Below are 22,704 nucleotides of genomic sequence, written 5' to 3'. Positions count from 1 at the left end.
ATGCCCCTCCTTTATTTACGCATCTTCGGATCGAATGCATCACGTAATCCATCACTAAATAGATAGAAGAATAAAATTAATAAACTTAAAATGATTGCTGGTATAAATAATTCGTGCGGGTGAATTAATAACATTGCACGTCCATCATTGACGAGTGATCCTAATGATGTTTGTGGTGCTGGTACACCAATACCAATAAAGCTTAAAAACGCTTCGAAGAAAATAGCACTTGGTACTGTAAACATAGATGTAACAACAATTGCACCTAACGTATTAGGCAAAATATGTTTGAATATAAGTTTGAATTTAGATGCACCTAAAGTTTGAGAAGCGAGTACAAATTCTTGGTTCTTTAATTTTAAGAATTCACCTCTAACAACACGACTCATACCTAACCAACCTGTGATGGACATCGCTAAAATAATAGTCCAAATCGAAGGTTCAAAGATCAATACAAAGAGAATAACGACGATTAGATTAGGAATCGACGCAATAACTTCTAGGATTCTTTGCATCACATTATCAATTCGACCACCAAAGAAGCCTGATATAGCACCATAAGTCACACCAATAAAGATATCTAATATTGCTGCAACAATACCAATGAATAATGAAATTTGTGTTCCTTTCCATGTTCTTGTCCACAAATCACGTCCTAATTGATCCGTCCCAAACCAATAGTTTTCATTGGCGTGTGCTTCTTTATATGCATCTTTACCATCCGTTCCCTTACCATCAAATGGTAAAAATGGTACTTTATCTAACACTGGTATTTTAGCTGGTAAATTTCGATGTTCAACATTTTGCTCTGCATAATCTCTGTTATTCATTAAAGGTCCAATAAATGCGAATAACACAATTAAGATGAGTCCAATCATACCAACAACAGCTAGTTTATTACTTTTTAATTGCGCCCACGCATCTTGCCAGAAGTTTTTACTTTCACGTTGTAACTCTGGCTCTTGATTTAAATCTAATTCTCTTAATACAAAATCCGTAGAAACTGCCCCTTCAGAGGTATGTGACATTGCTGCATTTGAGTAATCTTTATCCATTCTTTTATCTGTCATTACTTTTTACCTCCTTGCACACGAATTCTAGGATCGATAATGCCGTATAAGATATCTACGATAAAAATAGATACGATAAATAATGTACTAAATAAAATCGTTGTCGCCATGATGACTGAGAAATCATTTGTAGTAATCGAACGTACGAATTGATCCCCTAATCCAGGTACTCCGAAGATATTCTCAATGGTAAGTGTCCCAGTTAAAATACCTGCTAACATTGGAACTAATATCGTAATGATGGGTATCAAAGCGTTTCTTAAAGCATGACCGAACAACACTCTCATCGTTGAATTACCTTTTGCTCGTGCTAATAAAATATAATCTGAACTTAATACTTCAATCATCTCAGCTCGTATGTATCGGGCAACTGTTGCTAATACTACTGCAGATAAAGCGAGTGAAGGTAACACTGCTGTAGAAAATCCTTCCCAACCTGCAACTGGGAACCATCTTAAACGTACTGCAAACACATATTGTAATAATACAGCTAATACGAAAGATGGTACTGACACTGCAACAACTGAAATCACAGTCGTCGTGTAATCCACCCATGTATTTTGTTTTGTAGCTGCAGCAATTCCTAAAATGAGTCCAACGATAATACCAATAATCATTGCCGTTAATCCCATTTCAAATGATGGTATTAATCTTGGCTTAATCAATTCCCAAACCGGTTGATTATGATATTGGAATGAATAACCAAAATCGCCTGTCACAACATTTTTTAGATAGTGTACGTACTGTACTGCGACGGGGTCATTCAACCCATATTTCTCATTTAATATCGCTTTTTGATCAGCATTTAATTTTGCATCATTGAATGGTGATCCTGGCATCATTTTCATCAAGAAAAATGTGATTGTAATAATGATGAATAATGATAAAAACATATAACCTAATCTTTTAAGGATGTATTTTCCCATCTAATCCCCCCATTTATTTTTCACAATTGACAATCCCTTCAAAATATTCAGAATACTTTATTAGTATTATATCTGTAACTTACATGTAAAATCAATATAGTTTTGCGTTAATGCAATAAAGCAAGCAATTTATAAAATAGAATTTTTTTGTTTTCAGAATAAGTTGATTCATGTAAACTAAAACCAATACGATACGGAGTGATGTTATTGAAATTAATTAAATCTTATCTCTATCCATTACTAATAACTCTATTCATTGCTTTTATTTTTTGGCTATGGACCAAACATACATGGGTCGAGTACATCAATGTCTTATTTTATGTTTCATTAGTGATTTTCATCATATTGTTTATTATTTTATTAGTTCAAGAAGGTATCTTCGATGTAACAAGCTATGGATTTAGACGTTTAAAATATCAACTTTCCTCTAATTCAAGAAAACGTAGCATGGAAGATGATAGCTTTTTAAATCCTCAACACGTCAAAAAAGAACACTACATGATTTCCTCATGGGTGTTCCCTAACCTGCTTATACATTTCGTTTTAGTTTTAATCACAATAATTATTTCATTCAATATGTAAAAAAGCGCAAGTGCGATGTAATTCACACTTGCGCTTTATATTTATTAATCTTCAAATTTTTTGAATATCAATACTGCATTATGTCCGCCGAATCCTAAACTATTACTCATTGCATGTGTAATGTCTAAGTCTTGCGCTTCATTCGGAACATAATCTATATCACATTCTGGATCTGGTGTTTCAGCGTGAATCGTTGGTGCAATTTTAGAATCTCTAATTGAAAGTGCAGAGAAGATTGCCTCAATACCACCAGTAGCACCTAATAAATGACCAGTCATTGATTTAGTAGAACTTACTTTTAAATTATTGACTGCATCGCCAAATGTATTCTTAATGGCTTGTACTTCATATAAATCACCTACTGGTGTACTTGTACCGTGCGCATTTAAATATTGAATATCTTTTGCTTCAATACCTGCATCATCTAATGCAGCTTGCATTGCTCTAGAACCACCTTCACCTTCTGGTGCTGGTGCAGTAATATGATAAGCATCGCCTGTTGTACCGTAACCAACAATTTCAGCATAAATTTTGGCACCACGTGCTTTTGCAGATTCTAGTGATTCTACTACCACAATACCTGCACCTTCACCCATAACAAATCCATCTCTACCTTCTTGGAATGGACGACATGCCGTTTCTTTGTCATTATTTGTAGATAATGCACGACTTGCACTAAATCCTGCAATAGCCATATGAGAAATTGGTGCTTCAGTACCACCAGTAATCATTGCATCTGCATCACCACGTTGGATAATCTTAAATGCTTCACCAATTGAGTTAGTACCTGTTGCACATGCTGTAACAGTTGAACCACTTGGTCCTTTAGCACCTAAATCAATAGATACTTGGCCTGTAGCCATATCAGGAATTAACATTGGTACAAAGAATGGGCTGACACGTCTTGGTCCACGTTCTACCAATTGTGTATGCGCCGTTTCAAATGTTTCCATACCACCAATACCAGAACCAATCCACACACCAATACGGTTAGCATTAGCTTTGATATCTAATTGAGAATCTTTGACCGCTTCTCTAGCCGCTACAACAGCATATTGAGTAAATCTATCCATACGGCGTGCTTCTTTTTTATCGATGTGGTCTTCGATATTAAAATCTTTTAATTCACCAGCAAGATGCACATTATAATTTTCAGTATCAATTCGTGTGATAGTATCGATACCATTAACTCCTTTTAATGCATTCTGCCATGTTGTTTCAGCATCGTTACCGATTGGAGATAAGGCTCCGATACCTGTAATAACAACTCTATTATTTTCACTCATTAGTTATCCTCCTATTTTCCCCATTTGATAACGATTGCGCCCCAAGTCAGGCCTCCGCCGAAACCTACTAAGACAAGAGTATCGTCATCTTTAATTTTACCGTTTTCTAGCTCTTGATTGATACTTAATGGTATTGATGCAGCAGATGTATTGCCGTATTTATTTACAGATACGCTCATTTTTTCTGGTTCAATACCTAAGCGTAAACGAGCTGATTCCATAATTCTTATATTAGCTTGATGAGGAACAAATAAATCGATATCATCAGAAGTTAAACCTGCTTTTTCAACAACGCGTGTTGACGCATCGCCCATAATTCTAACTGCAAATTTAAATACTTCTCGTCCATTCATTTTTAATTTACCAGTTTCTTTATCTAAATATAAGTATTTGCCACCGCTTCCATCAGATCCCATTTCGTAACTAATAATACCACGACCTTCTGATACTTCGCCAATGACAACTGCGCCAGCACCGTCACCGAATAAAACTGCCGTAGATCGATCTGTTAAGTCAGTGATCTTAGATAATTTATCAGCACCGACAACTAAAATATTATGATAATCTCCAGATTGAATATATTGTTTAGCTGTAATCATTGAATACATAAATCCAGAACATGCTGCAAGTTGATCCATTGTAGGCACTTTACCTGTACCTAAACGTTCTTGTAATATATTCGCTACACTTGGAAATGGCATATCTCCAGTAGCTGTCGCCACAATAATCATATCTATATCTTCTGGTTGAATACCAGCATCTTTAATTGCTTTAACACTTGCTTCATAAGCTAAATCTGAAGTATCTTGATCTTCATTTGCCCAATGTCTTTCTTTGATTCCTGTCATTTTAGAAATCCATTCATCTGACGTTTCTAAAAATTGTTCAAAATAGGCATTGTCTACTATATTTTCTGGAGCATAAGCTCCGAAACCTTTAATACCCACATCCATGGTTGTACACCTTCTTAATAAATTTTTAATACCAGGTATTAATTTAACATATTACTGTTTTTAAACTCAAGCATATCACTTTTATTTATCATTTAAATGATAAACAAAATAAAGTACTGATTCTATTATGATAACCTATATTTGCATTTGTTTAATACAAATCAAATCATATCTCTGAAATTAATGATTATTTTAATAATGATATCATATATCGTTAATGTGATTATATATCTTACTACATTCTGATTCGCTCTATACAAACATGTATTTTTCTATTAAAATAAAGGTATATATTATATTGGAGGTCACATACAATGAAATACCTCATGACATTTATTTGGGCATTAGTCTTATTACAAATGGTCAATTTCGTATTGAATAGTTTAAATGGTGGCGGTGCGTTAAACGTCGTATCTCCAATCATCATGGCTGTTATCTTTACTGTAGCAGTTGCTATCTTAGCTGCTACAATAAGTCCAAAAAGTACGTCAGAACAATACGAATAATAAAAATTAAACAAATGGTCATCTCTAGTAACAGATAGGACATTTGTTATTAATTACAAAAAGCTGGTAGCGAACTTTAATATAGTCGCTACCAGCTTTCATTTGTTTATACTTTAATACAAACAACAGGCTAGAATTGCTCTTCTAGCCTGTTGTTCTTTATGAATTAACACGATTATTCTGGTTTAGTCACGTCAAATGTTAATTCGTTATCATTATTAAGATCTACATTTATTTTAGTACCTTCTGGTAAGTTTTCTTTAATCATCATACGAGCTAATGGTGTCTCAATTTGTCTTTGTACAAATCGTTTTAATGGACGTGCACCAAATTGAGGTTCATAAGCTTCTTCACCTAACCATTTTTTCGCTTCGTCAGTTACTTCAATGGAAATTCTTTGATCAACTAATCTCATATTCAATTGACCTAATATTTTATCGACAATCATACTCATATCGTTTACTGATAATGGTTTGAATAACACAATATCATCCATACGGTTTAAAATTTCAGGTTTAAAGTAAGCATGTAAACTATCCATGACTGCTTTTTCAGTTGATTCACTAATATCTCCTGTTTCTGAAACTTGTTCTAATAATACTTGTGAACCGATATTACTAGTCATGATAATAATTGTATTTTTAAAGTCCACGCTTCTACCTTTAGAATCAGTCAATCGACCTTCATCTAATATTTGAAGTAATACGTTGAACACATCGCTATGTGCTTTCTCTACTTCATCAAGTAAGATAACTGAATAAGGATTACGTCTTACTGCTTCAGTTAATTGACCACCTTCATCATGGCCTACATAGCCTGGAGGGGCACCAATTAATCTAGACACTGCATGTTTCTCCATGTACTCACTCATGTCAATGCGTATCATATGTTTTTCAGAGTCGAATAGTGATGCTGCTAATGATTTAGCTAATTCTGTTTTACCTACACCTGTAGGTCCTAAGAATAGGAAACTACCGATAGGTCTATTCGGATCTTTAATACCTGCTCTTGCACGTACAACTGCGTCTGATACTAAGTCTACAGCTTTATCTTGTCCAACCACACGTTTATGAAGAATGTCACCTAAGTGAAGTAATTTTTCTCTTTCTGTTTCAACTAATTTAGAAACTGGTATACCAGTCCATTGACTAACGATATCACCAATTTCTTCATCAGATACAATTTCACGAATCATTCTATCATTATCTTCGCCTTGTTCATCTTGGAAAACATCTTCTAATTCTTTTAATTCTTTTTCTAATTGAGGTATTTTACCATATTGTAATTCTGCTGCTTTTTCAAGATTATTATTAGTTTGTGCATCTTCTAATGCTTTTCTACTTTCATCTAATTCTGCTCGTTTTTCTTGTAGTTTCGCAATTTTTTCTTTTTCTTGTTCTACACGTGATTGTAATGACGCTTGTTTTTCTTTTTCATTTGAAAGTTCTTCTTGAAGTTCTTCTAAACGTTGTTTACTAGCATTGTCAGATTCATTTTTCAATGCACTTTCTTCAATTTCTAATTGCATTACACGTCGGTTCACTTGGTCTAATTCAGTCGGATTTGATCCCATTTCCGTACGAATCGTTGCACATGCTTGGTCAACCAAGTCAATAGCCTTATCTGGTAAGAATCTATCAGTAATATATCTATCGGAAAGTTCTGCTGCTGCAACTAATGCACGGTCTTGAATACGTACACCATGATACACTTCATAGCGTTCTTTTAAACCACGTAGAATGGATATTGTGTCTTCTACATCTGGTTCACTGACACCCACTTTTTGGAAACGACGTTCTAAAGCTGAATCTTTTTCAATATATTCTCTATATTCATTTAATGTTGTAGCACCAATACAATGTAATTCACCACGTGCTAACATTGGTTTTAACATATTTCCTGCATCCATTGCGCCATCCGTTTTACCAGCGCCTACTAACATATGAATTTCATCTATAAATAATATAATTCTACCATCAGATTCCTTAACTTCTTTAAGTACTGCTTTTAAGCGTTCTTCGAATTCACCTCTAAATTTGGCACCTGCAACTAATGCACTTAAATCAAGTTCGAAAATGGTTTTATCTAATAATGATTCAGGTACGTCCTTTTTAACAATACGTTGTGCTAATCCTTCAACAATCGCCGTTTTACCAACACCTGGTTCACCAATCAATACAGGATTATTTTTTGTTTTACGACTTAATATACGTATTGTATTACGAATTTCTTCATCACGGCCAATGACCGGATCCATTTTACCTTGACGTACTTCTTCTACTAAGTCACGTCCATATTTTTCTAATGCTTCATAATTTACTTCTGGGTTCTGACTAGTCACATGATTTCCCCCTCTTATTTTATTTATTATTTCTTTAACCACTTCAGTTTTATTACCTATAAAGTTTTGTGTAGTTTGATCAATATCCATCGCTGCACGAAGCACATGCTCCATTGAAATAAATTCATCATCATATTCGTTCATATATGTTTCAGATTTATTCATCAATTCATTCGCTTTTGCACTTATATATTGACCATACTGTACATTATCTCCTTGTACAGTTGGATAAGCTTTTAATTTATTATCATAAGCTTTTTCTAGTTCTTCTACATCAATATTTGCACGTTCTAGAACACTCTTAATTAAACTTTCACTTTCATTTAATGTCGCTTTTAAAATTGCTTCAATTTCGATATTTTGTAATTCAAATTCTTTACTATACTCAATGGCTCTTTGTAATGAACCTTGTATAGCATATGTCATTTTATTGATATCCAATTGTATTCACCTCTATCATTTTAGAGTCGGTCAAAGGTAAAAATTTTTCGATTTGACTTTGACTTTCTTTGACCTTAACTACATTATAGTCCCCTTCTAATAAATTATCAACAACTTAAGCTTGTTTTTTGTAATATTTTTTAGGTTTATTTTTAATATCAAATGTGATGAATCAAACCTTTTATTATTCTATTTCCCAATAATTCAAACAACAAACAAAGTATTAATAACTTCATTTAACCGCATCAAACGGTTTTGTTAAATGATACAAAATAACCCGAGATATCTAGTATCTCGGGTTTTTATTATGAATTTATTCACCATTCAATATATTTTAGTAAAATCATACACGTATGATTAGTTTGATTTATTAATTTGTTGGATGATTATTTCTTTTTAATCTTACTTAAAATTTCATCTGTTAAGGCTTCTACACCACTATGTTCTAAATGTATGCCATCTGGCGCAAAGTACTCTGTATGTCCTTCTGACCTTTTGTACCAATCGATTAATGTTACATTACTTTTTTCATTAGCTGCATCTGCCATAAGTTTATTGACATGATCCTCATAACCTCTTGGCACTCTGGTATTGACTAAATATACTTGCGCATCTCCAAATTTATTAATTAAATCATCAAGTTGCTTTTTATTAAAATCTCCATTAGTACCTAATTCTAAAATAACTTGGTCTGATTTTTTATTGTATTGTTTATAATTGACTTCAACTAGTGGAATTGCTTGGTATAAGTTACGACCAACTTTACCATCAATTTTAGCTTTAGGTACTCTATCTTTAAAGTTTTCACCTATATCTACCATTACCGAATCTCCGATTAGCAATGGACTAATATCAGTATAAACATCTGTATCTCTATTACTTTTTTGGCCAATTTTATCTATTGGAATCATTCTTATTAAATATTTATCTTCTAAATCAGTATTGAATGAATTGGATTTTTGATCGATTTTATCTTTACCTAAACCATCAAAGGCACCACCCATAATAAATGCAAACGGAATGATGCATATTATAATTGCAATTGTTCTTATAAGCGCAGGTTTGTATTTACGTTTCAATGTGAATGCCTTTAAACCTTCTTTTCTAAATTGTGTTTCGATATATCTATATGAAGCTTCAGCGCATAACACTGTTAAAATAATATCCACAATGTAAACATAAAACGGAATTTGACCAGCAATAAAATGACTATGTACAAAACTTATAATAGGGAAATGCCATAAATATAAACTATATGAACGTTTACCGATATAAACAAACAATGGATTGCCTAATAACTTTGATACTAGTGTAGATGGATGAACAACACTTGCTATAATCAACAAAGTCATAGTAGAAATAATATAAAAACCGCCATCATATATCCAGTCGCTTTCATCTTGAACTGTAAAGAACAGCAAGATCAAAAAGGCCAGTCCAATGAATCCCACGCCATCAATTGCTCGTAGTAAAACTTTAGGTGGTTCGGCTTTGAGCTTAAATGGCGGCCATAAGAAAGCTAAAATCACACCTAATAATAATGTTTGGAGTCTCGTATCAGTTCCAAAATACACTCTTGAATGATTAAGATGAGGTTGTGAAATCACAATCATTAACATGAGTGATAATAATGAAATAATCCAAAAAATCAATGTAATATTTCGATATTTCTTTATAGTTAGCAATAGTGTAATTAAAACAACAGGGAAAAATAAATAAAATTGTTCCTCTATCGCTAACGACCATAGATGTTTTAATGGCATAAACGAGAACTGTTCAAAGTAGTTGACATCTTTAGCTATATACCACCAATTTGAAACATAGAATATAGCTGCTATAATATCATGTTTCACTCTAACTATATCTTCAGATTTGAATAGTAAAGTTGCTATTCCTACTACTAAAAGTAACGCTAATACTGCTGGTACCAGTCGTTTTAAACGACGTAACCAGAAATTCTTTAAATTAATAATGCCAGTTTCTTCATACTCTTTTAATAATAAACTTGTTATTAGATAACCTGAAATAACAAAAAATGTGTCAACGCCCAAAAAGCCGCCTGTCAACCATTGCTTGTTTAGATGGTAAATGATAATACCGATAACGGCTATCGCTCTTAATCCATCCAAACCAGGCATATATCTTAATCGCTTACCCCTAGTTTTAGTTCTTTTATATTCTTTTTCCATATTTCACTTTCTTCCCCATAGAATCATTTCGAATTTCGTTTAAGACATCTTACTAATTAATATGATTAATCAATACATCAATGTCATTCGAGTCTTAAGTTAAAAGAGATATGTATGTCTTATAAAATGTCTAAATCATCATTTTCAAAACAGATTAACTTTAATAGTCTGTAGAGTTGGACTAAGGTTACTCTACTGACAATTTATTCACAACTTAAATTTATTGTGTTCTAGTTACAATCAGTCTTAAATATTGTAATACAACCGTAATATAAATTCAATTTAAATACTAAATGAATACTATATTTTTATTGACGATTTGTTTTTCTGATAATTTTCCAAAGAATTTTTTTATATTTAGGAATAATCCGTCAGAGTTTGACTTATATATGCATGGTTATACGCTTCAAAAATAAAAAAGAATGGCACATAGTATCCTATACACAATTCGTGCATTAAACTACATGACCATTCTTATTCTTTGTCATAAAGATTATCCAACGCCTAGTGCAATTTTTGCGTATCTAGACATCATGTCTTTATTCCATGGTGGACTCCATACAATGTTTACTTCAGTATCTTGAATTTCTGGAATCTCTGCTAAAACAGTTTTAATTTGTTCGATAATTTGCGGTCCTAAAGGACAACCCATAGAAGTTAATGTCATCTCAACAGTACAAAGTCCTTCATCATCCACATCAACTTTATATACTAAACCTAAATTAACAATATCAATGCCTAATTCAGGGTCGATTACCATTTCTAGAGCCCCTAGGATACTATCTTTTAACGCCTCTTCCATTAGTATCACCTCTCTATATTTATCTTTATACTAATATATCAAATATCCGACAAAACGCCAATAAAATGCTATGATACTACTACAATATATTACAACGACATAAGGAGATAGTTATGCAACCTTATTTAATTTGCTTAGACTTAGATGGAACTTTACTAAATGATAATAAAGAAATTTCTAATTATACGAAACAAGTGTTAACTGAATTACAACAACGCGGTCACTCCATTATGATAGCAACTGGACGCCCATACCGAGCGAGCCAAATTTATTATCATGAGTTAAATATGGATACACCAGTTGTGAACTTTAATGGTGCCTATGTACATCACCCTAAATCTGATGAATTCAAAACAATACATGAAGTATTAGACATTGATATGTCAAAAAATATCATCGAAAAGCTACAACAATTTCAAGTGACTAATATCATTGCAGAAGTTAAAGATTATGTTTTTATCAATAATCATGATCCTCGTTTGTTTGAAGGTTTCTCTATGGGTAATCCTAGAATCCAAACTGGTAACTTACTTGAACAACTTAATGAAGCACCTACATCACTGTTAGTAGAAGCTGAAGAAAGTAAAATCCCAGAAATAAAAGATAAATTGACTCATTTTTATGCTGAAAATATAGAACATCGTCGTTGGGGCGCACCTTTCCCAGTGATAGAAATCGTTAAACGTGGTATTAATAAAGCGCGTGGTATTGAACAAGTCAGACAGTTTTTAAATATTGATCCACAACATATTATTGCTTTCGGTGACGAAGATAATGATATTGAAATGATTAAATATGCACAACATGGTATTGCTATGGATAATGGTTTACAAGAACTAAAGGATATAGCTGACGAAACTACATTTAGTAACAACGATGATGGTATTGGTAGATATTTAAATGACTTCTTTAATTTAAATATCCGATATTATTCATAGATCAGGATGTTAAATCAATCTGAGATGGTGACACGATACTATCTCAGCATTTTTATGATATAAGGAGGTTGTCAAATGAGTAAAATTGTTGTAGTTGGTGCTGTAGCAGGTGGTGCTACTTGTGCTAGCCAAATTAGACGTTTAGATCAAAGTAGTGAGATTACTGTATTTGAAAAAGATAGAGATATGAGCTTTGCAAATTGTGCTTTACCATATTATTTAAGCGATACAATCACTGAAAGAGAAAAAGTTTTAGCATATACACCTGATGCCTTTTATGACAAAAAGCATATTAATGTTAAAACATATCATGAAGTCATAGCAATTAATGATACGCGTCAAACTGTTACTGTAAAAAATAGAACAACTGACGAAACATTTGAAGAACCTTATGATTATTTAATACTTAGTCCTGGTTGCAGTGCCAATCGACTTAACTTTAATACTGACATGGCCTTTACTTTAAGGAATTTAGAAGATACTGATGCAATTAATGAATATATTGATACTCATGACGTTCATAAAGCACTTATTGTAGGTGCCGGTTATATTTCGCTTGAAGTGCTTGAAAATTTATATCAACGTGGGTTAGATATCACACTTATTCATCGCTCCGAACAAGTCAATAAATTAATGGATCAAGATATGAATCAACCTATCTTTGATGAACTAGAAGAAAAACATATTGAGTATCGTTTAAATGAAGAAATCACTGATATCAATGGTCATGACGTTTCATTCAAATCTGGTAAAAAAGAACAATTTGATATCATCATTGAAGGTATCGGTACAAAACCTAATTCTGAATTTATTAAGTCATCTAATATCCAAATTGATGACAAGGGCTTTATACCGGTTAATGATTATTTCCAAACTAATATTCATAATATCTATGCATTAGGCGATGTCATCACATCCCATTACAGACACGTGAACTTAAAAGCTAATGTACCTCTCGCTTGGGGCGCTCATCGTGCTGCCAGTGTAATCGCAGAACAACTTGTTGGAAAAAGCAATATTAAATTTAAAGGATATCTTGGCGCAAATATTGTAAAATTCTTTAATTATACATTTGCTAGTGTTGGCGTCAAACCTGATGAGTTATCTCACTTTAATTATAAAATGGTTGAAACGAAGCAAGGTGCACATGCAGGTTATTACCCAGGTAATACACCCTTACATTTAAGAGTTTATTATGATGAAGATACAAGAGTAATCATACGTGCAGCTGCAGTTGGTCAAGAAGGCGTAGATAAACGAATTGATGTTTTATCAATGGCGATGCAAAATAATATGACAGTTGATGAATTAACAGAATTCGAAGTTGCCTACGCTCCACCATATAGTCATCCCAAAGATTTAATCAATATGATTGGTTACAAAGCACAATAAATAAAGTAAAGAGGTCGAGACAAAAGCCCAAAAACTTTATGTCTCAACCTCCTATATTTTACATAAACATGGTTTATGACTTATTATCCTAAACCGAACATCTTACTGATTGGTCCCCATGGAAGAATAATACCGATTGCGATAGTTACGATAATTAATGCAATCGTCATCCAGAATAATTTATCACTATTTTCATGTTTCTTTCTCTTAGCAATTGAAACTTCCATCAATGCTAATACGCCTAAGCCACAAAGCATTTTCAATGTAAGTAACATATGATTGCCACCTTCACCTTGGCTTGCTGCTGCGAATTCTTTAATTAATTCCCAGAATCCAGAAATAAGCGCCAATACCATAAATAATCTTAGCAACATTTGTAAAGGTTTAAAATATGGTGATGCTCCTTGTACTTTTGAAATATTTAAGTATGTTGCAAAAAATAAAATGATTGCTAATACCCAACTTAAAATATGAACATGTAACAAGACAATGTCCCCCCACTAATTTATTTACTTTAATTATCATAACATAAAAGTAGTAGCTATCATTGAAGTTTAATACCTTCAAGATAGCTACTTTGTTATTTAACATTATACAATTCCATCAATTATTTTGAAATATATGTTGTTAAAGTACCGATATTATCAATTGTTACTTTTACTTCGTCGCCTGGTTGTAAAAATTGAGGTGGTTGCATACCTGCACCCACTCCAGCTGGTGTACCAGTAGCAATAATGTCTCCTGGATGTAAAGCAACGTATTTAGAAATTTCTTCAATTAACTCGTCAATTTTTAAAATCATTTCACCAGAATTACCATCTTGACGGATTTCATTATTAACTTTAGTTACAATGTTAACATTTTCAGGAGTAGGAAGTTCATCCTTCGTAACGATATATGGTCCCATTGGGCAACCGCCAGTTAAACTTTTAGATAAAAATGCTTGGTCATGATTATTTTGTGCATTACGGTCTGTAATATCATTAATAATTGTATAACCATAAACATAGTCTAATGCTAGCGCTTTAGGGATTTTTTCTCCAGACTTACCAATGACAATACCTAATTCACCTTCATAGTCTAATTGATCTGTAATATCTTTATGATTAGGAATTGTGGCACTATCACCTGTTAATGATGACGCAGCTTTAGTAAATACGTATAAACGTTGTACTTCATGGTTCAATTCACTCGCATGGTCTTCATAGTTACGACCGAAAGCAATAACGTTATTCGGTGGTGTAACTGGAGGTAAAAACTCAATATCATTAAATGAAATTTTATAATCTTCAGCTTTACCGCTATCTTCTGCAGCAACAACTGCTTTACGTACTTGTTCTTGGAAATCTAACGTTTGGTTTTGTTGTAACCCTGCTAATAATGTTTTTGGATGAAAATCACTTTCCGCAAAATCAGCAAATACTAATGTTAAATCCCAAACAGCATCTTCACGTTTAACTTTAACACCGTATGAAGTTCTGTCATTATGCTTGAATGATAAAAATTTCATTCATAATCAACTCCTCATCTATATCTTAATACATATTATAACTATAATGACCACGAAATAACAAATATATAAGTAAGAAAATTAAGAAAGTTTCTACAGATTAATGATGATATTGCATTTGGATAGTCTTAAATCATTCATGGTTATCAATTTCTAACATGCCAAATTTAAAGAAATATAGATAACCTTTAACTTTGGTTTGAAGAATCGTTTCTAATGTGTTGCGATAATATTTCATCTGAATTTGATATTTATCTTTCAATTGTTGTCCAATTTCTTCATCTGTTAATCCTCTTCGACGATTAAAGGCATCTGTCTTATAATCTACAAAGTAATATTGACCTTCACTCACATAAATCAAGTCAATCATACCTTGAATAATCGATACACCTTCATCAACTAACTCTAACTGATCCACTTTAGCTTGATTGACTACAAATGGCAGTTCTCGGAAAACGCGATCAGCACATGCAATATTCATGTATAAATCACTTTGTATAAATGTCATAATCTCATTAAATCTTATATCCTCTTTAGCGTCTGATTCGATAATATTTCTTTCAACTAAAAGATCTATATATTCGTCTAACTCGGTTTCAGTTAATCTATCTTTTTTAAATGGCAAGTGCTGCATGACTGTGTGCATCAATGTTCCTACTTCATTCGCCTTACGTTTACCTTGTTGACTTAAAAACTTAGGTCTTTCGTATGTTGATACACCAATACGGTATTGACGCACTCGATCATAATTTGTACCACTTTCCTCTGTTTCTAATTGACGCTTCAATTCAGATACAGACTGCTTTGATGGTTTTTCAATATCCTTTTGATATAGATATTCAAATGTAAGTTTTTCTTTAATTTTAGCTTTGATGTCATCATTACCGCTTTGATAACGTTCAATATCTTCCACAGTTCTTATTTCACTTTCTGAAACTACGGTCTCTGTAGAAATATCTTCGAAGTTATCTACATATAAATTCACTCTCGGTTTAACATTACTATCTAATTGTTCAATGTCTGATTCAAACTTTTGATCATTCGTAATACTTGAAGATTGATATTTAGCTAAAATACTATAAATCATAGTAAATGGTGTTGATGCAGTTAAACGTTCATTAACAGCAAGATGATTTCCTGAAATTGGTAACCTTTCTAATTTGCCCAACTCTTTTTCATCTTTTACTCTTCCTATTAGAATTAACTGCTCTTTGGCACGTGTTAATGCAACGTAAATTAAACGCATTTCCTCAGAAATCATTTCCTTCTCGTTAATTGCCTTGTAAGCAACTGAAGATAATGAAGGATACGCAATATCTTCATTAACATCGAAATAATCCATACCCAAACCATATTTCTGATTCAATACAACTTGTCTACTCAGATCATTTTTATTAAATCGTTTAGATAGTCCTGAATAAATGACAAATGGGAATTCCAATCCTTTACTACTATGAATGGTCATCATTCTAACCACATTATCATTCGGACCTACGATATTTTCTTCACCGAAATCCTTACCTCTATCAATCAACTCATCGATAAATCTAATGAATTGGTATAATCCTCGGAAACTTGAATTCTCAAATTCAATTGTTTTATTAAACAAGCCATAAAGATTTGCACGACGTCCTCTGCCACCTATGAGTCCACTAAAATATTGAATCACATAATGGTCGTTATAGAATTTATCAATTAATTGATAGACAGGGTAACGTTGACTATAATCTTGATAATGTTGAATATCAGCTAAAAATCGTTTTAACTTAGTTACTAATTTTTTATTAGCCATATCATTTTTTATATATTGTTGAATCGATTGATAAAAATAATCATCATTCGGACTAAATACGCGAATATTAGCTAATTCATCTTCTGTAAATTGATAAATCACTGAACGCATTAACCCGACTAAATAAATATCTTGTAATGGATTATCAACTGTGCGAAGAAACGATAATATTAAACGTACTTCTGTTTGTTCAAAATATCCTTCCCTACTATTGACATGGAAAGGGATATCATTATCTTTAAATGCTTGTTGTAAATTACGTGCTTGGCCATAACTTCGTTCTAGAATAACGATATCTTTATACGTCGCTGGTCGATACGTATTTGTTTTCATATCATAGACTTTTCGATGTTCTAAAATATCTTTTACTTGTTCAACGATATAATTGGCTTCTTGCTCAGTACCCGTTAATTTACTATTTTCGGAGCTAGCTTCTACTAATGTACGTAATTCTACATTATGATCTACTTCATCAAATGGTGCGCCATAATACAATTGTGCAGCATCATCGTAAGTGATTTCACCTACTGCTTCATCCATCATATGCCTAAATAAATAATTAGTAGTAGATAATACTTCTTTACGTGAACGGAAATTTTGCGATAAATCAATACGCATTCCTGCATTCTGTCCATCCACATTAAATCGATTATATTTTTCAATAAATAAGCTAGGATCTGCTTGTCTAAATTTATAAATGGATTGCTTTACGTCACCAACCATGAATAAATTACCATTCGACTCATCTCCCGTTTTAATACAAGATAAGATTTTCTCTTGTACACGGTTCGTGTCTTGATACTCATCCACTAAAATTTCAGAAAAATGTTGACGATACATGTCAGCGATGGCTGAAGGTGTACCATCTTCATTGGTTAAAATTTGAAGTGCAAAATGTTCGTAATCTGCAAAATCTAATACATTTCGACTTCGCTTATGCTTACTAAAATCATGGATGACATCTTTCACAATTTCTGAAAGATAGCGCACACGCGGTGCAAGTAATTGCATATCGCGTTTTAAATCTTCTGGAGTTCTTGAAAAATAATCGTTTTTTACTTTATTAATCAGGTCTTTATATTTATCATATGAGGCTTTTGCATCTTCTAGAGCGTCGAGCATCATCGCATTTTCTTCTTTTATTTTAGCGCTAATACTTGGGAATCGACTTACAAATTGATGATGAACAAGTACATCAACCTGTAATTGATCGTTATGATATAAATCACGTATAAATCGACGTTCTTGTTCAATAACTTCTAATTGTTTCTCAACACCTTCCATCATTGAAAATAATTCATAACTTTTTTCAAGTGACTCATGACCAGCATTAATAAAAATCATTGCTAAATCGTTTAATAATTTTAATAAATCATCTTGCTGTCTTTCATCATCGTATGGTGCAGAGAGTTGATTTAACCATTGGAATGGATCAGGATTAGCAATACTAAAGAAATATAACTGTTTAATTATGTTTCTAAATTGTGTATCGCTACGATCATTGGATAATTGCTCTGTTAAATCAATGAAATCAGGATTTAACTTATCATAGTGTTGTTCTAAAACCTCATCGATCGTTTGTTCTAAAAGTAAAATATTTTCCGCTTCACTACTCGTTCTAAAATTCGGATCGATATCTAATACATCATAATGTTGTTGAATTAGTTTTAAACAAAAGCTATGCAATGTGGATATTTGTGCTTGATGTATTTTGATACGTTGATTTTTTAAATGTTCGTTATTGGGATCTTCTATGGATGCCTGTTGAATACGTTGATCCACACGATGCTTCATCTCTCTAGCACTTAAATTCGTAAATGTTACAACTAATAAACGGTCAACATCAATTTCATCTCTTAAAATTCGTTGAATAATTCTCTCTACAAGAACAGCTGTCTTTCCTGATCCTGCAGCAGCCGCTACTAACGTATCTTGACCTTTTGCATAAATACTACGCCATTGTGCATCTGTCCAAATAACATCTTTAGGTTTTGTAGGTATCATTCATCTTCACCTCCATTTTCTTCCATTTGTTGTATTACTTCTATTGGATTAATCGATTCATCAACTGTGCGATATCGTTTACTATCAATCATACCATCCACATGACATACTGATTGATAACTACAAAATTGACATGGCAATGTTTGTTTATATTTAAGTGGTGATACTTCTGTGTGACCATCCATAATATGTGTTGCTGTATCAATAAAGTTATTTTTATTATGTTCTATAAATTTATAAATGGTTTTTTCATCCGCAACTTGACTACCAGCTTTACTAATAGCACCTTTAGCCGTTAAACCAACTGGTACTATATCGGATTTAAACTTAGGTTCTAATCGAATATCTAATGCATCTAAAACATCTTCATCACTATTAACTAATCCACTCATTTTAAATGATTTAATATAGTCTTTTTCTATTTTGTCTTGATCAATTTCCGACCAGTTTTTCAATTTTAATCTTGGCTCATGAACATGGAAATATAGCAATCCTCCAGGTTTAACTATATCTGTTAATCCTAATCTATCTTGATTTTGAAGCACAATATCCATATATGTCATCATTTGCATTTGTAAGCCATAATACACTTTCGTCAAATCAAGCGTAGCACTACTTTCTGACGATTTATAATCGATAATATTAACATAGCTTTGATTGTCTTTAGTATACGTATCAATACGGTCAATTTGACCTCTGATATTAATGGGTACACCTTGTTTAGTTGTTAATGATTGTGCAATTAACTCATCATCAGATTTAGGCTTTTTACGGAAACCTGTTTCAAATTGTTGTGGTTTGAATTTTGTATAATCGCCTTGATATTTTAATGCATTGAGTGTCGTCTCAACAATGGCACCTATTCTTCGTGATAAGTAGCGGTAATATGCAGATGAATTCAGTAAATTAAATTGCACTTTAGGTAGAATAGTTTCTAATGCCTCAGTTGTTAAAGCTTTGATTTTCTTTTGGTCTAAATGTTTAAAATCACCATTGATACGATCTGAAATGTATTTCAATACAGAATGGAAGATATCACCTAAATCAAAGTTCTGTAATTCATATTTTGTACGTTCATTGAGTCGTAAGCCATGTGAAGCGTAGTGTTTAAATGGACATTGTTGATATCCTTCGAATCTCGAAACGCTTGCATTGATTGTTTTACCATATAAGTCTTGCGCCAGTGTTTCACTAAGTTGTGTTGTCTCATTATCATAAGTTAATGACGTAATTAAGTAATCTAGGTCCTTATTTAAATGCTCGTCATCTCTCATAACTTGGTATGCATCTATCCATGTATCTGCTACAATTTCTTCGTCTAACCACGCTCTAAGTGATTCAAACAAATTAATTTTAGTCTGATGTACATGTTCAATTAACGACATGGGTTGCGCTAGATGCATCTGATGGATATTTATCGCATTCAAGTCTTGATAAATATCTTTAATTTGAGCTAAAAATGGACTCATTTCTTTTTCATCACCAGATGCCCCCATTAAACTATATGAAAATGTCACTTTAGATGTTGCACGGCTCATCGCGATATAACACACAAATGCTTCATCCATTTGTAGAATATCTGACGTAGGGCTTAATTCAATTTGGGCATTTTCTTCAAATAATTTCTTTTCATCGTCACTAATTAAACTAGAGGAAGAAATGGGTTGTGGCATTGAACCATCATTCATACCTACTAGGAAGATATGCTTTTTATTATCTACTTTTGCTAAATCCATGGTACCAATACTTACTTGATCTAGTGTTTGTGGAATCATAACAAATTCTAATTGTTCTAATCCTATATCAAACACTTCCAAGAAACGGGATAATGACATATTTTCGGTCTCAAAGACGGTCACTAGGTCATCTAAAATTTGTATTAATCCGTTCCAAATTTGATCAATTTCTTCAGCTTGTTCATGATAGCCATCATTATCTAGCATATCTCTCTCAGTCATCAAATGATTCGGCAATTCAAAATACTCCATACTCTCATAAAATGCCGTCGCAAAATCACGTACTGTTTCGCCTTCATTCATGGCTTGTTCAAAGTGTAAAATTTTATCGATGACATCTGTTTTTAATTTAACTACCTGTTCGAATGTGTCTCTTTCTTCTTGAGTCAGTTGATGTTCTTTACGTCCCATTTTTCTAAAGTTTTCAATATTAAATATCTCATCATCTAACCATTTTTTGCCATATATTCCTCGTTCTATCGCAAAGTTTTCCAATAAATCTATAAGATGGGTGCTATTTTTAAATTGGTCTGTGAGTACATTTGTTTTTAACAAACGCATCATTGCATTGATATGCCAATTAGATTGTATGACTTCGATTAATGAACGAATCATTTCCATAATAGGATGATGTGTCATTGAACGCTTTGTATCGATATTAAATGGAATTTGATATAAAGGTAATATAGATTCAAATAAATCCGCATAAGACGCATCTCTATAGAGGATCGCAATGTCTTGAAAACGTAATTGATTATCTCGTGTGTCTTTAAGTATTTGACGTGCGATTTCATTTATTTCTTCTCTCATACTTGATGATTCGAAGATATCGATAAATCCCTCTGATTTCTGTGGCGTGATTTGTAATGCATCAAATTGTGACTCCAATGATTTTAAGTCATTATTTTCAAAGCGATAAATATCTGTAAAGATATTTTTATTTAATTGAATATGCAAATCTTGTGCTATATCTTCGAGATGAGTAAGTACTTCTGAGGGTTTTCTAAATAAACTGAAAGCATCTTGATTGCCATCAGTAGTGAGTAATACTGTTACCTTTTTAGCATGCTTTACCAATGCTTGTATCATTTCATATTCTAATGTTGAAAAGTTGTGGAAGCCATCTATGTATATTTCTGACCGTTTCAACCACTCAGATTGATCCATTTGTTTGATAAATTGACGTAATGAGTCCTCTACTGTAATAAATTGTCCGTGCATTCTCGATTCAAATTGCTTATATATTAAAGAAATATCTTCTAATTTATGTTTTGTTCTTGTTTGAACATGATGTGTATTTAAAAATTCATCTATATGTTCTGGTAAAACAGAGTACTTTTTAAAATCTTGAATCTGCTCTGCTAACTTTTCACTAAATCCAAAATATTTAGCTTGCGAACGATATAATTTCATATCATCTTGATATTGTTGTACTAGATGATAAATCATCATTTCTGTCGCAGCCTTAGAAAGTCGCTGTTCCGTAAAGCCTCCAACTTCTTGGAATACTCTATGACTTAATCTTTCAAAGTGAAGTACTTCGGTTCTTAAGCTACCATTCAATGCTTCGTCATTGACAAATGCTTGTTCAAATTGAAATGTACTTTGTGTTGGAGCGATTAAAATAATTGGATCTCCAAGTGGGTCACGTTTCATTTTATCTTTAATTTCGTTAACCATTGCTGTGGATTTACCAGTCCCAGCTCTACCTATATATGCATTTAATTCCATTACAGCCTTCACTCCTTTGACAACATTTTAACACGGGAGTGGTACAGAAATCTCTAAAATTAATATTGAGATTTCGTCGTAACCCCAACTTGCAATGCTTGTAGAATTTCTTTTTGAAATTCTCTATGTTTTGGGTCCCTGCTCCCCTACAAGGTTGACTATAACTAAGATTAATAGAATATTGATTTTAGTTCAGTCAACTACTGCCAAGTCACTCAATATTATATGTATATTTCTTAACACTACATTTTTATAAATTATTGTTCCTAATAGCTTTCACTATTAGGTAAGTCATACTAATTTGCTTTGCAAAAGTATGACTTTATGCGCACTAGCTTTAGCTAGGGTGATCCTTTAATTTAAATTAATATTGAGATTTCGTCGTAACCATAGCTTTCATTGTTTGTAGAATTTCTTTTTGAAATTCTCTATGTTTGGGTCCCCGCTCCCCGGCAAGGTATGTATAACAAAAAAGCGGTAGACGTCATCACAACATCTACCGCTT

Annotated in this window: 15 protein-coding genes; 4 read left to right on the top strand and 11 right to left on the bottom strand. The window is 32.7% G+C overall.

The annotated features are described in order from the left end of the window. Window positions 1–11: 11 nt before the first annotated feature. Window positions 12–1,070 (bottom strand): oligopeptide ABC transporter permease, encoded by a 1,059-nt coding sequence (gene opp3C / locus AC2D8K_RS03425; protein WP_002450780.1) that lies wholly within the window; start codon window positions 1,068–1,070, stop codon window positions 12–14. Then, window positions 1,070–1,996 carry an oligopeptide ABC transporter permease gene (opp3b, locus tag AC2D8K_RS03420; RefSeq protein WP_002450781.1) on the bottom strand — a complete coding sequence of 309 codons (927 nt, stop codon included), beginning with the start codon at window positions 1,994–1,996 and terminating at the stop codon, window positions 1,070–1,072. Before opp3b ends, opp3C begins: the two co-directional genes overlap by 1 nt. A gap of 201 nt (window positions 1,997–2,197) precedes the next feature. Between opp3b and AC2D8K_RS03415 the strand changes: the two genes are divergently transcribed. After that, window positions 2,198–2,578, top strand: a complete 381-nt coding sequence (locus tag AC2D8K_RS03415; RefSeq protein WP_052831757.1) for a DUF3899 domain-containing protein — start codon at window positions 2,198–2,200, stop codon at window positions 2,576–2,578. A gap of 44 nt (window positions 2,579–2,622) precedes the next feature. Here the strand turns inward: AC2D8K_RS03415 and fabF are convergent, their stop codons facing one another. Continuing rightward, entirely contained in the window at window positions 2,623–3,864 is a 1,242-nt protein-coding gene (gene fabF, locus AC2D8K_RS03410) for a beta-ketoacyl-ACP synthase II (RefSeq protein WP_002450783.1), read from the bottom strand. A gap of 11 nt (window positions 3,865–3,875) precedes the next feature. After that, a complete protein-coding gene (locus AC2D8K_RS03405) occupies window positions 3,876–4,817 on the bottom strand; it encodes a beta-ketoacyl-ACP synthase III (RefSeq protein WP_002450784.1) in 942 nt (313 codons plus the stop codon). Window positions 4,818–5,131: 314 nt separating this feature from the next. Here AC2D8K_RS03405 and AC2D8K_RS03400 point away from each other — a divergent pair, with 314 nt between their 5' ends. After that, window positions 5,132–5,323, top strand: coding sequence for a YjzD family protein (locus AC2D8K_RS03400; RefSeq protein ID WP_002450785.1), 192 nt, complete (start codon window positions 5,132–5,134; stop codon window positions 5,321–5,323). Between the two features lie 175 nt (window positions 5,324–5,498). On the opposite strand, the gene clpB is transcribed toward AC2D8K_RS03400, so the two are convergent. The 3 genes from clpB to AC2D8K_RS03385 form a co-directional block, all read right to left on the bottom strand. Further along, a complete protein-coding gene (clpB, locus tag AC2D8K_RS03395; protein ID WP_002450786.1) occupies window positions 5,499–8,105 on the bottom strand; it encodes an ATP-dependent chaperone ClpB in 2,607 nt (868 codons plus the stop codon). Between the two features lie 386 nt (window positions 8,106–8,491). After that, a complete protein-coding gene (locus AC2D8K_RS03390; protein WP_484698012.1) occupies window positions 8,492–10,294 on the bottom strand; it encodes an acyltransferase family protein in 1,803 nt (600 codons plus the stop codon). A gap of 493 nt (window positions 10,295–10,787) precedes the next feature. Further along, a complete protein-coding gene (locus tag AC2D8K_RS03385) occupies window positions 10,788–11,096 on the bottom strand; it encodes a metal-sulfur cluster assembly factor (RefSeq protein WP_002450788.1) in 309 nt (102 codons plus the stop codon). Window positions 11,097–11,209: 113 nt separating this feature from the next. Here AC2D8K_RS03385 and AC2D8K_RS03380 point away from each other — a divergent pair, with 113 nt between their 5' ends. Next, window positions 11,210–12,034, top strand: a complete 825-nt coding sequence (locus AC2D8K_RS03380) for a Cof-type HAD-IIB family hydrolase (protein WP_002450789.1) — start codon at window positions 11,210–11,212, stop codon at window positions 12,032–12,034. Between the two features lie 75 nt (window positions 12,035–12,109). Beyond that, window positions 12,110–13,426, top strand: a complete 1,317-nt coding sequence (locus AC2D8K_RS03375) for a CoA-disulfide reductase (RefSeq protein ID WP_002450790.1) — start codon at window positions 12,110–12,112, stop codon at window positions 13,424–13,426. An 83-nt stretch (window positions 13,427–13,509) separates the two neighbouring features. Here AC2D8K_RS03375 and AC2D8K_RS03370 read toward each other — a convergent pair whose 3' ends face one another. The 4 genes from AC2D8K_RS03370 to addB all read right to left on the bottom strand — a co-directional run bounded on the left by AC2D8K_RS03370 (window position 13,510) and on the right by addB (window position 22,199). After that, complete coding sequence (locus tag AC2D8K_RS03370) at window positions 13,510–13,911, bottom strand: YisL family protein (protein ID WP_002450791.1); 402 nt, start codon at window positions 13,909–13,911, stop codon at window positions 13,510–13,512. A 122-nt stretch (window positions 13,912–14,033) separates the two neighbouring features. Further along, a complete protein-coding gene (locus tag AC2D8K_RS03365) occupies window positions 14,034–14,936 on the bottom strand; it encodes a fumarylacetoacetate hydrolase family protein (RefSeq protein WP_002450792.1) in 903 nt (300 codons plus the stop codon). Between the two features lie 133 nt (window positions 14,937–15,069). Beyond that, window positions 15,070–18,732 (bottom strand): helicase-exonuclease AddAB subunit AddA, encoded by a 3,663-nt coding sequence (gene addA / locus AC2D8K_RS03360; protein WP_484698010.1) that lies wholly within the window; start codon window positions 18,730–18,732, stop codon window positions 15,070–15,072. Next, on the bottom strand, window positions 18,729–22,199 hold the full coding sequence (gene addB, locus AC2D8K_RS03355) for a helicase-exonuclease AddAB subunit AddB (RefSeq protein WP_002450794.1): 3,471 nt from the start codon (window positions 22,197–22,199) through the stop codon (window positions 18,729–18,731). Before addB ends, addA begins: the two co-directional genes overlap by 4 nt. Window positions 22,200–22,704 lie beyond the last annotated feature (505 nt).

The organism is Staphylococcus sp. 510 (assembly GCF_057219715.1).
Note: the sequence above shows the minus strand (reverse complement) of the source record. Positions and strands in the feature narration are given on the sequence as shown.

Excerpts from the sequence above, each read along its gene's own strand:
- opp3C (WP_002450780.1), bottom strand. The coding sequence starts at position 1,070 with ATGACAGATAAAAGAATGGATAAAGATTACTCAAATGCAGCAATGTCA.
- opp3b (WP_002450781.1), bottom strand. The coding sequence starts at position 1,996 with ATGGGAAAATACATCCTTAAAAGATTAGGTTATATGTTTTTATCATTA.
- AC2D8K_RS03415 (WP_052831757.1), top strand. The coding sequence starts at position 2,198 with ATGTTATTGAAATTAATTAAATCTTATCTCTATCCATTACTAATAACT.
- fabF (WP_002450783.1), bottom strand. The coding sequence starts at position 3,864 with ATGAGTGAAAATAATAGAGTTGTTATTACAGGTATCGGAGCCTTATCT.
- AC2D8K_RS03405 (WP_002450784.1), bottom strand. The coding sequence starts at position 4,817 with ATGGATGTGGGTATTAAAGGTTTCGGAGCTTATGCTCCAGAAAATATA.
- AC2D8K_RS03400 (WP_002450785.1), top strand. The coding sequence starts at position 5,132 with ATGAAATACCTCATGACATTTATTTGGGCATTAGTCTTATTACAAATG.
- AC2D8K_RS03390 (WP_484698012.1), bottom strand. The coding sequence starts at position 10,294 with ATGGAAAAAGAATATAAAAGAACTAAAACTAGGGGTAAGCGATTAAGA.
- AC2D8K_RS03385 (WP_002450788.1), bottom strand. The coding sequence starts at position 11,096 with ATGGAAGAGGCGTTAAAAGATAGTATCCTAGGGGCTCTAGAAATGGTA.
- AC2D8K_RS03380 (WP_002450789.1), top strand. The coding sequence starts at position 11,210 with ATGCAACCTTATTTAATTTGCTTAGACTTAGATGGAACTTTACTAAAT.
- AC2D8K_RS03375 (WP_002450790.1), top strand. The coding sequence starts at position 12,110 with ATGAGTAAAATTGTTGTAGTTGGTGCTGTAGCAGGTGGTGCTACTTGT.
- AC2D8K_RS03365 (WP_002450792.1), bottom strand. The coding sequence starts at position 14,936 with ATGAAATTTTTATCATTCAAGCATAATGACAGAACTTCATACGGTGTT.
- addA (WP_484698010.1), bottom strand. The coding sequence starts at position 18,732 with ATGATACCTACAAAACCTAAAGATGTTATTTGGACAGATGCACAATGG.
- addB (WP_002450794.1), bottom strand. The coding sequence starts at position 22,199 with ATGGAATTAAATGCATATATAGGTAGAGCTGGGACTGGTAAATCCACA.